5 protein-coding genes are annotated in these 12,563 nt (G+C 70.9%); 2 read left to right on the top strand and 3 right to left on the bottom strand.

Going from position 1 to position 12,563, the window contains the following annotated elements; all coding sequences use genetic code 11:
- Positions 1–10: 10 nt before the first annotated feature.
- On the bottom strand, positions 11–4,705 hold the full coding sequence (locus AB0D27_RS23480) for a serine hydroxymethyltransferase (protein WP_362511969.1): 4,695 nt from the start codon (positions 4,703–4,705) through the stop codon (positions 11–13).
- A gap of 107 nt (positions 4,706–4,812) precedes the next feature.
- Here AB0D27_RS23480 and AB0D27_RS23485 point away from each other — a divergent pair, with 107 nt between their 5' ends.
- Entirely contained in the window at positions 4,813–6,315 is a 1,503-nt protein-coding gene (locus AB0D27_RS23485; protein ID WP_362511972.1) for an aldehyde dehydrogenase family protein, read from the top strand.
- 19 nt (positions 6,316–6,334) lie between these two features.
- Here the strand turns inward: AB0D27_RS23485 and AB0D27_RS23490 are convergent, their stop codons facing one another.
- Positions 6,335–7,075 (bottom strand): alpha/beta hydrolase, encoded by a 741-nt coding sequence (locus AB0D27_RS23490; RefSeq protein ID WP_362511975.1) that lies wholly within the window; start codon positions 7,073–7,075, stop codon positions 6,335–6,337.
- Between the two features lie 98 nt (positions 7,076–7,173).
- On the opposite strand from AB0D27_RS23490, the gene AB0D27_RS23495 reads away from it, so the two are divergent.
- Positions 7,174–8,145, top strand: coding sequence for a WYL domain-containing protein (locus AB0D27_RS23495; RefSeq protein ID WP_362511978.1), 972 nt, complete (start codon positions 7,174–7,176; stop codon positions 8,143–8,145).
- Between the two features lie 24 nt (positions 8,146–8,169).
- Here AB0D27_RS23495 and AB0D27_RS23500 read toward each other — a convergent pair whose 3' ends face one another.
- Positions 8,170–12,519, bottom strand: coding sequence for an amino acid adenylation domain-containing protein (locus tag AB0D27_RS23500; RefSeq protein ID WP_362511981.1), 4,350 nt, complete (start codon positions 12,517–12,519; stop codon positions 8,170–8,172).
- Between the last annotated feature and the right edge of the window lie 44 nt (positions 12,520–12,563).

Raw genomic sequence — 12,563 nt, forward strand, 5'->3', positions numbered from 1 at the left:
CGAAGTGCACTCACGGCAATTGCGTTGCCAGATCTCCGAAGTGACTGCTGACAGGGCGGCCCGACGGCCCGCCCTGTTCGTGACCGCGGTCATCCGCGTACCCAGGGATGGGGTGCTCGGCGCAGATCCGGCGGACCTCGGCCCGGATCTTGGCGGCCACCGCCGGGTGCACGACACCGGCGGTGCGCAGTTCCTCGACCACGTCCGCGATCAGATCCGCGCACAGGGCGGCCGTCTCGGGCGGGACGGCCCGCGCAGCCAGCGTGTTGGTGCCGAGCCTGATCCCTCCGGTCACCCGCGGCGGCGTGTCGTCGCCGGGCACCCGGTTTCGGTTGACCAGGATCCCGCAGGCTTCCAGGGCCTCCTCGGCGTCGGCGCCGGTAACTCCGTAGGGTCGCAGGTCGACGAGGACCATGTGAGTGTCGGTGCCACCCGTGACCACCCGCAGGGCGCGGCGCTTCAGCTGATCTCCGATGGCGACGGCGTTGTCGAGCACCAGCTCCATCACGGCACGGAACGCGGGTTGGGCGGCCGCATGCAGAGCCCGCGCCTTGGCCGCCACGTTGCCGAGATCGGGCGTGCCCTGCACGAGCGGGAACACCGCGCGGTCGACCAGCTTCCGCAGCGGCACCCGACCGTCCGGTCCGGGCGCGTCTGCGTCCCGGCCGAGCAGGATCATGCCGCCTCGAGGCCCGTAGAGCTGCTTGTAGGTGCTTGTGGTGGTCAGATGCGCGTGGTCGATCGGGCTCGGGTGCAGCCCGGTGGCCACCAGACCGGAGATGTGCGAGATGTCGGCGATCAGATACGCGTCCACCGTGTCGGCGATCTCCCGGAACCGGGCGAAGTCGATCTCCCTGGGGTAGGCGCTGGCACCGGAGATGATGACCTTCGGCCGGTGCTCGGTAGCCAGCGCGGCGATCTGCTCGTAATCCAGCAGATCGTCGTCGCCCGTGCGATAGCAGACGGAGCGGAAGTAGCGTCCGGTGACCGAGGCAGCCGAGCCGTGCGACAGATGCCCGCCGCAATCCAGGTCGAGTCCGAGAATGGTGTCGCCCGGCTCCAACAGCCCCATGAGGACTGCGAGGTTGGCCGAGGATCCCGAGTGCGGCTGGACATTCGCGGCCCGAGCCTGGAAGAGCGCGCAGGCTCGGCTGATGGCGAGGCGCTCGACCTCGTCGGCGATCTCGGCGCCCGCGTGGTAGCGGCCGCCCGGATACCCCTCCATGGTCAGGTTGGCCAGCGACGAGCCCGCACAGGCCAGTACCGAGGGTGGCGCCACGCTGGAGGAGGCAACCAGCACCAGGGTGTCCTGCTGCCGGATGTGCTCGCGTGCGAGCAGGTCCGCCAGATCCGGGTCGTCCTCGGCGAGCGCGCTCGGGGGCCGCTCCGTGACGGCGGCCGACTCCTCATCCGGCTCCTCCAGGGTGTGCAGTAACTGTGCGACCCGCAGCGCCTGCGATCCGGCGGCCGGATCGGCGGCGATCACCGACGCAAGGTCGGAGATCACCGGATTGCCGAACACGGTGCGGATCGGCACGGGGGCACCGAGCAACTCCTGCAACCGGGCGGCCAGTCGGGTGCCGCTCAGCGAGTCGCCACCCAGCCGGAAGAAGTTGCCCGTCGTGGCGACCTCGGCAAGTCCGAGGATCTCCCCCACGCAGGCCGCGACGAGCTCCGCCAGCAACCCGGTATCGGTCTGCGGCTCAGGTTCGGCCGGCAGTTCGGGGGCAGCCGCAAGACTCGCGAGCGCCAGGCGGTCGACCTTGCCGTTGGCGGTGAGCGGCAGCTCGGGCAGAAACCTGATCGCCGCGGGCACCATGGCGGCGGGCAGTTCCTCGGACAGGTACGCCCGCAGCGCGTCCGCGCTCAAGCTCGCGCTCGTTTCCAGCACCACGAAGGCCTGCAGCCGGACCACGGCGGCGCTGCTGCGCGGCGCCGTCACGACCGCGGTCCGCACCCCGTCGACACGGTTCAGTACCGCCTCGATCTCGCCGAGCTCGATCCGCTGCCCGGCGATCTTGACCTGGAAGTCCTCCCGGCCGAGGATCTCGATGTCACCGTTCGGCAGCAGACGGCCGAAGTCCCCGGTCAGATAGGCGCGCTCGCCGGTCCCCGGAAGCGTGACGAACTTGGCCTGGGTGCGCTCAGGGTCGCCGAGGTAGCCGATGGCCAGGCCCAGCGGGCTCGCCACGGCCATCTCGCCGCGCGCCCACGTCGGGCGCGGCCGCAGGTCCCGGTCCACTATGTAGTACCGCTGATTGGCGATCGGTTTTCCGTAGGGGATGCTCGTCCATTCCGGATCGACCGCGCCGATCGGGTAGAAGAGCGACCAGCAGATGGTCTCGGTGGGACCGCCCGATCCGACGACCCGCAGCCCGGACGCCTGGGCGCGCGCCCGATCGGGCAGGTTCAGCGGAATCCAGTCACCGGACAGCACCGCGAGCCTGAGTGTGCCGAGCGGCCGGTCACTACGGGTCTCCGCCTCGCCGACCAGCAGTTCCATCAGCACCGGTACCGAGTTCCAGATCGTCACCCGCTCGTCCCGCACCAGATCGACCCAGACGTCTGGTTCGGCGCGCCGGAACGGCGGCGGGATGACGACCGCGGCCCCGCAGCCCAGCGGGCCGAAAACGTCGTAGATCGACGCGTCGAAGTGCAGCCCGGAGATCGCCAGGAGGCGGTCCGCCGAGGTGACTGCGAACCGCCGCTGCACGTCCCGCACCAGGTTTGCCACACCGCGGTGCCCGACCATGACGCCCTTCGGGTCCCCGGTGGATCCCGACGTGTAGATGACGTAAGCCGGGTCGTCCGGTCCCTGGACAGCGGTGAGCGGGGCGGTGGACGCGGTCTCGAAGTCGGTGTCGGCTCGCAGCACGGTCACCCCGGCCGGCAGGTCGAGCGAGTCCGCCAGGCGGGACTGGGTGAGGACGATGCTCACCTCGGCCGACTCCAGCAGCCGGGCGATCCGCCCCCGCGGTGTCTCCGCGTCGAGCGGCAGGTAGGCGCCGCCGGCGGCCAGGATGCCGTAGACGGCGGCGTACTGCTCCCAGCCCTTGTCCATCACCACGCCGACCAGTTCCCCGGGCCGTACGTCCTTCTCGCGCAGCCCGTTTCCGATGCGGTGCGCGTGGTCGGCCAGCTCGTCGTAGGTCAGCCGCCGATCGGGCGCCACGACGGCGTCCGCGTCGGGCGTCCGCCGCGCCTGGGCGAAGAACCGCTCCTGCAGAAGCACAGCGGGTACTGGCTCGGCGGTGTCGTTGGCCTCGTTCCAGACCGCCCGGTCACGCCTGCTGCGCATGTCGAGGTGCGGGGCATTCCAGACGCCGTGACCCGGCTCGTCCGCGAGCATCCGCCCGATCAGGTCCCGGAATGCCTCGAACGCGTCCGCGACGACGCCGGGCGCGAAAGCGCCGGACCGGTGGTCCCACACCAGCCGGAGCTCCCCGTCCTCCTCCCGGATCTGGAAGTCCAGCGACACCTGCGGGGTCTGCGTGATCGAGTGCACCTCCGCGCCGAACTCGGTGATCGATCGGGCGGGTGGCAGCCCGAGCAGGCTGGTCACCACGACCGGCATGGACGCGGCAGCGAGACCTCGGCGCCGGGCCAGCTCACGCAGCACATCTACGCCGTTCACGCTCGCGTGCCGGATGTCGGCGCGCAGCTGATCGGCCAGGCTGACGATCCGCTCGGCCACGGTCTGCCCCGCCGGGCGGACCTCGAGCAGGATCGCGTTGGTGTAGTCCCCGATCACGTCCTCGATGCCGGGCACGTCGAACCGTTGGAAGATCGGCACGTTGAGGGTGAATGCGGGGTCGGAGCTCCAGCCGCGGAGCACCTCGGCGAACGCGCCGACGAGCAGTTCGGTCTCGGTGAGGTGATACCCGAGGGCCCGTTGGCGCAACACCGCGAACTCCTCCGCGGGATAACGGACCGTGCACCGTTCGAACTGGCCCGGTCCCTCCCCGGTGTACCGCGCCGCAGGCAGGTCGGGCGCAGGCGGCAGACCATCGATGCGCTCCTGCCAGTAGCTCCAGTCAGCCCGCCACCGCGCTCCCCCGCGCACGTCCTCATCCAGCCACCGGGCGAAGTCCCGGAACGCGAGCAGCTGTGGTGCCAGCGCCGCGTCCGGGTCCTCGTACAGCGCGATCAGGTCGGGAAAGAGATTGAGGAACAGGCTGCTCGCGTCCATCAGCTGGAGGTCGATGCCGAGTTGCACCCGGACCCGGTCGGACAGCAGCACCACCCGGAGGTCGAACATCGGCCAGGTTTCGGGGTCGAGGATCCGATGGCCTCCTTCGGCGCGGCTCTCCTCCAGCCGCCGGGCCGCTTCCGGATCATCGCGCAGATCGTTGACCGTGATCGGTACCGGCCCCGGCCGCTCGAGCACGAACTGGGTGCCGTCCGGTCCTACCACGGTGCGCAACCCGGGATGGTGCTCGACCAGCCGCTCCCAGGCACGGCGATACCGGGTCAGGTCCAGTTCGTCCCGCTCCCACTCGAAGTAGCCGTAGCATCCGACATTGCCCAGCTCGACGGCGTCCGCCCGGCCGACCCACAGCGCCTGCTGGGTAGGAGTCAGAGGGAACGGTTCACCAGCGGCGCCCGGATCCGGCACCAGAGGCGGCAGCTCGACCGTCTCGCCGCCGGCCGCGGCGCTACCGTCTGGCGTGCGGATCGTGCTGTCCCCCGGGACAGTGATCGTCATCGCGACTCCTCGAACGTGACGGCGGACAACAAGGTCCGACTGTAGGAATCGCAGTTACCCCAGGGTTACGTCACCGGCGGATAACCAGCGCGGTCGATGCTGCGCCCATGGAGACTATGAGCGCCGCGATTCCTGCGGCGGCCCGTCGTTCACGCTCGGTCCAGTGGATCGACGGCGACTGGCGCGCCGCCCAGTGCGACCACGCCCTCCCGGTCGTCGATCCGGCGACCGGTCTCACCCTCGCGGAAGTGCCCGCCGGCGGCCAGGCCGATGTGGACGCCGCCGTCGCCTCCGCCGCCCGGGCATTCCCCGCCTGGTCGAGAACACCACTCATGGAACGCCTGCGGCACCTCGACCGGCTCACCGAACTGCTCGACCAGCACGCCGACACCGTGGCCGGCGTGCTGACCGCGGAGACCGGGATGCCGGTGACCCTGGCCCGGCACGCCCAGGTCTCCTTCGGCGTCGAGGCCCTCCGCTCGTGCACCGAAGCCGCCCGAGAGCATGTCTGGGAGCAGCGGATCGGCAACTCCCTGGTCCGCTCCGAGGCCGCCGGGACCGCCGGGTGCATCACACCGTGGAACGCGCCGGTGGCGTTGAATCTGCAGAAGATCCCAGCGGCGCTGGCGGCCGGCTGCACCGTGGTGCTGAAGCCCAGCGAACTGGCGCCGCTGAGCAGCTACCTGCTGGCCGAGCTGATCGCGCAGACCGACCTGCCGCCCGGTGTGTTCAACCTGGTGTGCGGAACCGGTCCGCAGGCCGGCGAGGCGCTGGCCGCCCACCAGGAGGTCGCCGTCGTCTCACTGACCGGCTCAATCCGCGCCGGACGCCGGGTCTCCGAGCTGGCCGCGCCCCGGGCCGCGCGGGTCAACCTGGAACTGGGCGGCAAGAGCGCCTCGATCGTGCTGCCCGACGCCGACCTTCGCGCCGCGGTGACCGCGACCGTGCAACAGGCGAACTTCAACACCGGCCAGGTCTGCTTTGCCTGGAGCCGTCTCCTGGTCCCGGCCGACCAGTACGACGAGGCCGTGGCGATCGCAGCCGAGACGGCCGGGGCCCTGCGAGTCGGCGACCCCTGGGACCCGGCCACCCAAGTCGGACCGCTGATCCACCACGACTCGGTCGAGCGGGTGCGCGGCATCCTGGACGACGCAATCGCCGACGGCGCGACCCTGGTCACCGGCGGTGAGGTCCCTCCCGAGGCCGCCGGCGGCAGCTACCTGACCCCCGCGGTGCTCGCCGACCTGCCGCCGCGGGCACGGGCGGTTGTCGAGGAGGTCTTCGGTCCGGTCGTCGTGGTGCTGCCGTACCGGGACGAGGACGACGCGGTCCGGCTCGCCAACGGCACCGACTACGGCCTGTCCGGCGCGGTGTGGTCCCGGACCGTCGAGCACGCCACCGTGATCGCCGCGCAGCTGCGCACCGGCCGGGTGGACGTCAACGGCGCCCCGTTCAACATGCGCGCGCCCTTCGGCGGATACAAGAGCTCGGGCAACGGTCGCGAACTCGGCGCCTGGGGTCTGGCCTCCTTCTGCGAGACCAAGGCGATCCAGCTGCCCCCCACCGAGGGGGGTGCGGCCGGACTCAGGCTCAGCTCCACGGCGGGCTGAGCGTGAGGCCGACCGGCCGTCAGCTCCCGGCCAGGAGCTCCGCCAATTCCTTGGGCCGCGACAGCATCGGCCAGTGACCGGTCGGCAGCCCGGTCATGGTCCACTCCGGACCAGCCAGCATCGAGAAGGCCGGGACGCCCGCCGCCACCATGGCCTGCACCTGCTCGATCGAGAAGGTGCAGGCGAGCAGGGTGCGGGGGGTGTCCGGGATCTCGGCGGGCCTGCGCGCGGGCCCCAGCACCATCGCGGCGGGCTGCGCCGACGCGCGCCGGCGCATCAGCGCCAGATCCCGCGCCGAGAGATCGGCCAGGGCGACCGGGTCCCGCAGTTGGTCGTCCTCGTCGAACGGCCGGGCCGGCAACAGCCACCCCTGCCCCTCCGTCTCGATCTGCCGCCGCTGCTCCGCCTGTACATCGGGGGGAAGGAACTCGATCTGCGCCATTCCGTCCGGAAACGGGGCCGTGTCAACGTAGACGATCCGTCGCAGCCGCTCCGGTACCCGGTCGGCGGCCGCAGTACCCGCGATCGTCGCGCCGCTGTGCAGGACCAGCACCACCTCGCTCAGGTCGCCGATCGCGTCGACGATGTCGGCGACATGGGTGGTGACGCTCACGTCGGGAGTCGCCTCACCGGCCCGCTCGCCCTGCCCGGTCAGCGACACCACCCTCACCTGGTGCCCGGCGTCGTCCAGCAGCCTGCCGACCTCCTCCCAGACCCACGGGCCGAAGAAGAACCCAGGAACCAGCACGTATGTCGACATCCACGATCTCCTTGCTCCGCCTGCTTTCTGACGCACCGAAGGTAGACTTGAATCAGGTCGAAATCGGTCCGGATAAGTCGGCGAGAGAAGAGCGGGTTGTGCCAAAGGAGCGACCCACGACGCGCGTCCTGGCGATGCTGGAGCTTCTGCAGGACCGGCCCGGCATCAGTGGCCGCGACCTGGCGCAGCGGCTCGGCGTGGACGAGCGGACCGTGCGCCGCTACGCCGCTCACCTCACCGATCTCGGCATTCCGGTCACCGCCGATCGCGGACGCTACGGCGGCTACTGGCTGCCGCCCACGTTCCGACTCCCACCGCTCACGCTCACCGACGGTGAGGCCGACGCGGTCGTCCTGGGGCTGCTGGCCGGCCATCCGTACGGTCTGCCCGGAAGCTCCACCGAGAGCGCCCTCGCCAAGATCAACCGGGTGCTGCCCGCCGCTGTCGCGGACCGGGCCGCCGCCCTCCGCGACACGCTCGCCTTCACCCTCCATCCGGAGCCCGTCACCGCGCCCGACCCTCGGATCGCCCTGGATCTCGCCGCCGCAGCACGCGATCGTCGCCGGGTCAGCATCACCTACCGCTCGTGGCGGGGCGAGACCTCCGAACGCGACCTGGACCCCTACAGCCTGGTCTTCCACTCGGGCCGCTCGTACGTGACCGGACTGGACTCGCGCCGCGCCGCGATCCGGGTATTCCGCATCGACCGCATCCAGTCCCTCCAGCCCGCCGCAGACCCGCAAGCCGCCCCGCCGCCGCCTGGATTCGACCCCGCCGCGCAGGTCACCGCGTCCCTCGGCGAGGTCGCCGGCAAACACCAGGTCCGGGTGCTCCTGCACACCACCCTCGAGCAGGCCGCCCGTCGCATCCCACCGGCCGCAGCGACCCTCACCCAGACCTCCGAGGGAATTCTGCTGGACACTCGCGCCGAGCGGTTCGACACCATGGCAGGCTATCTGGCCGGGCTCGGCTGTCCCCTCACCGTCCACCACCCGGCCGAGCTCCGCGACGCCCTCGCGCGGCTGTCCGACCGGCTCGCCTCCTACGCCACCCGCACTCGCGAACTGTGAGGCCCGGGGGTGCGGACACGGCGTTCAGTGTTTGACGGCCGTGATCATGGCATGCTCCATGGGCAGTCCCCCGACGGCGCTGACCTGGTCAAAACCGGCCTTGCGCAGCATCCGCTCGTAGTCGGCGACCGGGTACGCCATCCCCTCGCCTGTGGCGATCACGTTCAAGAACAGAGACAGTGATGTGGCGATGACTCCGCCCGCCTCGTCCGGCGCCGTGTTGCACGAATAGATCAACACACGGCCGCCGGGGCCGAGCGCGTCGTAGGCCTTGGCGAGCAGCGTCTCCACCCGCTGGGCGTCGAAGACGTCGAGCACGCTGCTGAACAGGATGGCGTCCATGCCGGGCGGGAACGGGTCGACGAACATGTCGCCCGGCTGGAAGCGCACACGGCCGTCCACGCCGGCCGGCAGTGTGCGCGCGGCGAGTTCCGTCACCGATGGCAGGTCGAACACCGTGACCGTGATTCCCGGGTGGTGCCCGGCAATGGCGGCCGCCTTGGCGCCGCTGCCCCCGCCGACGTCGAGCAGGTGCCCGGTGCCCTCGAGGCCTGCGGTTCGCAGCAGGCCGTGCATCTCCTGGTGAGCGAAAGCGGCGATCGACTGGTGCAGGATCGCCTCGGTCTCCGGGTCCGCGCCGAGCCGTTCATAGACCGACCCGCCCTCCCCCGCGTGCACTTTCAGCCCGTCGTTGGTGCCCGATCGCAGCGCCTGGGTCGTGTGGGCCATTCCGGCATAGTCGGTGCGGTGCCGGGAGAGGAAGATGTTGCGCCAGCTTTCCGGGCCTCGCGGTGCGAGCAGCCGCTCCGCGACCGGCGCGTTGCTGTACCGCCCATCGGTTGTGACCAGGAGGTCGATCGCGCACAGCGAAGCGAGCAGGATGCGCATCTTGTGCGGTGCGATGCCGGCCTGGTCCGCAAGTTCGCCGAGAGTGGCCTGCGGCTGCGCGGACAGGTGGCCGAACACGTCCAACTCCAGGCCCGCGACGACGGCGTTGAACAACGTGTGGCCGTGCGCGACGAGCAGGAACCGCTGGTAGGCCTCGTCTTCGGAAGAGATCGCCATAGTGGTGTGACTCTCCTGGATCGGTTCGGACTGTTCGAGTTCATCAAGCAGCGTCGCCACCTCGTCGTCGCTCATCGCGTCGACCTGACGTTCGAGTTCGGCGGTGGCGTTCTCTCCGTCGATCAGCGTGGCCAGCGCTTCGATGGTCGGAGTGGTGAGGAAGGCGCCGAGGCCGACTACGGCGCCGCGACCGGCCACGACCCGGTGCAGCATCTTGACCGCGAGAAGGGAGTGTCCACCGGCACCGAAGAAGTCCTCATGGACACCGACCCGCTCGCGGTCCAGCAGTTCGGCCCAGAGCGCCGCCAGCCATTCCTGGGTCGGGGTGGCCGGCACGTCGCCGGCGCCCTCGGCAAGACCGGTGTCCGCCAGGTCCTGCTCCGCCAGTGCGCGCCGGTCCACCTTGCCGCTGGAGTTGAGAGGGAACTCCGGCACGGCGACGATCCGAGCCGGAACCATGTACGCGGGCAGCCAGGCGCGCACTGCGTCCTTCAGCTCGGACTCACTGGTCGTCACGCCGTCCGCGAGCCGGATGAACGCCACGATCCGCCGATCGCCGTCGCCGAACTCCCTGCCGAGGGCCACGGCCTCACGCACCCGGTCATCGCGCTCCAGCGCCACCGCTATCTCGTCCGGCTCGACCCGGTGTCCGCGGATCTTCAGCTGGTGATCCCTGCGCCCGTGGCAGGTGAGCGATCCGTCGGCGTGGTGCCGGAAGAGGTCGCCGGTGCGGTACAGCCGCTCGCCGGTCACAGGATGCCTCACGAAACGCTCGGCGGTCAGCTCCGGCCCGTTGACGTAACTGCGGGCGAGGCCGACACCGCCGATGAACAGCTCCCCCAGCACACCGGGCGGCACCGGACGAAGCTCATCATCGAGGACGTGCACGGTCGTCCCGGCGATCGGCGGGCCGATCAGCGGTACCGCGCTGCCGTCCAGTCGCTGGACCAGCGAGTAGACCGTCGTCTCCGCCGGACCGTACAGGTTCCACACGTGAGCGACGGCAGCGCGGAGCTCGTCGGCGAGTTCGGGAGGCAGCGCCTCTCCCCCGGAGAGCGCGGATCGCAGCCCGGACATGTCGGCGCCGGCGTCGAGCAGCATCCGCCAAGTGGACGGCGTGCCGTGCTGCACTGTCACGCCCTGGAGAAGGGCCGCCAGCCGGTGCGGGTCCCGCGCGTCCGCACGCTGGCACACGGTCACCGTCGCACCGACGACCGGCGGCAGGAACAGCTCGATCACCGAGCCGTCGAACGGGAGGCTGGCCAGTGCGAGGGTCTCGTCGTTCGCGCTCATGACATCGAGCTCGGCCATCGCGGCGAGGAAGTTCCCCAGACTGCGGTGCGTGACCGCGACGCCCTTCGGACGTCCCGTCGAGCCTGACGTGTACATGATATACGCAAGTCGGTCCGGATCCACGGGCGCCAAGTGCCGGGGGGGCGTGCGGCGTGGCAGCTCGCGGACGTCCAGCGACGGGGGCGCCTGACCGTCGAAGTCCGGCAGCTCGGTCCCCGCGGTCAGCATCAGCTGCGCGCCGCTGTCGGTCAGCAGGTAGGCGAGCCGCTCTGTCGGATACTCCAGCTCCAGCGGCAGGTACACGCCGCCGGCCTTCCAGATGCCGAGCACGGCCGGCAGTAACTCGATCGACCGGCCTGTGCCAACGGCCACCACGGGCTCCGTGCCGGAGATACGCTCCCGAACCGCCGCGGCAATGGCGTCCGAAGCCGCTTCAAGCTCCGCGAAGCTGAGCACTGCGCCGTCGCAGCGCACCGCGGGCGCGTGTGGCCGCAGTGCGACCTGGTGAGCGAACAGCTCACCGAACGTGGACGCGAACGCCGGCCGAGTCGGCACGGCGGCCGTCCGCAACGCCGCCAGCCGCGCAGCCTCGGGCTCCAACGGATACCGCCCGATCGGCAGGTCGGGCTCCGCCGCGATGCCGGCCAGCAGGGTGACGTACTGCTCGAGCAGCCGCTCGACCGTCGGACCCTCATAGAGGTCGGTGTTGTAGTCGAGCCGTCCGCCGAGGCCGTCGCCCGACTGTTCCACGGTGAACTCGAGATCCAGCCGTGCGGTGTTGTTGCAGAACGCCACCGGGCGCAGACTCAGCTCGGGGGTAACCGGTACCTCCGCGTCTCCGAGCGGCAGGCTCCCCATGCTGAACAGCACCTGATAGAGCGGATTGCGGCTGGTGTCACGAGCGCCACCGAGCCTCTGGACGAGCGACCCGAACGGCAGGTCCTGGTCCGCGAGTCCGGCCAGGATGGCGCCCTGGACCCGATCGACGAGCTCGCCGAACCGCGGTGCGCCGGTGGCGTCGATCCGCATCGGCAACGTGTTGGCGAACGGGCCGATCAGCGCCTCGGTACCCGGCCGCACGCGCCCGGACACCACTACCCCGATGACCCCGTCGTCCAGCCCGCTGTACCGGGCGACGAGCACGTGCAGGGCCGCCAGCATGACCGGGAACAGCGTGCCACCGCGCCGCCTGGCCAGCTCACGCAGTTGCGCGGCGACAGACGTGGACAGCTGAAACGGAATGCTTCGGCCGTTGAAGGTCTGCACCGCGGGACGCCCGTGATCAGCGGGGACGAACGCCGGCGCGGCTCCGGCCAGCCGGGCCCGATAGGCCTCAATCCGGTCGTCGGCCTCCTCGAGACGACGCCACTGCCAGGCGGCGAAGTCCGCGAACTGCACGGTCAACGGCGGCAGTACAGGAGTGGTACCGGCCAACCGGGCCCGATAGGCCGCGCTCAGTTCCTCGATGAGCACTCCGACCGACCAGCCGTCGGCGGCGATGTGATGCACGATCCACAACAGCAGGTGGTCCTGCGGCGCGAGCGAGATCAGCTCGCTGCGGACCACCGGACCGTTCTCCAGGTCGAACCGGAGGCGGGCGCGCTCCTCGGCGTACGCGAACGCCGCCCGCTGCCGGTCGGCCTCCGTCGCGCCCGCCACCGGCACGACGGACAGTTCGGGCGGCGGCCCGGGGACGGCCATCGCGGTGCCGTCCTCGAACCGGAAGCGGCAGGCAAGCACCTTGTGCCGATCGGCGACGTCCTGAAGGGCCCGCCGCAGCGCGGGCACCGACAGCGGCCCGGTCAGCCGGAGTGCGAAGGGCACCACATACGGAGCACCGTCACCCGACCAGAGTCGATCGAGGAACAGCTGATGGGCCTGGCCCGGCCCGGCGGGCTCGACGGCGGGCTCGGGGCCCACGGCTGCGGCGGCCGGACCGGCCGCCTGCGCGCGGCCGAGGAACGCGGCACGCTCGTCGGCCGTCATCCCGGCGAGCCGGTGGAGCGCCTGTCGCATGGGTTGACGCCTCTCGTCGGGTCCTTCGCGCAGCAGTCGAGGAG

Origin of the sequence: Streptomyces sp. NPDC048415 (assembly GCF_040651675.1) — a bacterium.
In the GTDB taxonomy this organism is placed as follows: domain Bacteria; phylum Actinomycetota; class Actinomycetes; order Streptomycetales; family Streptomycetaceae; genus Streptomyces.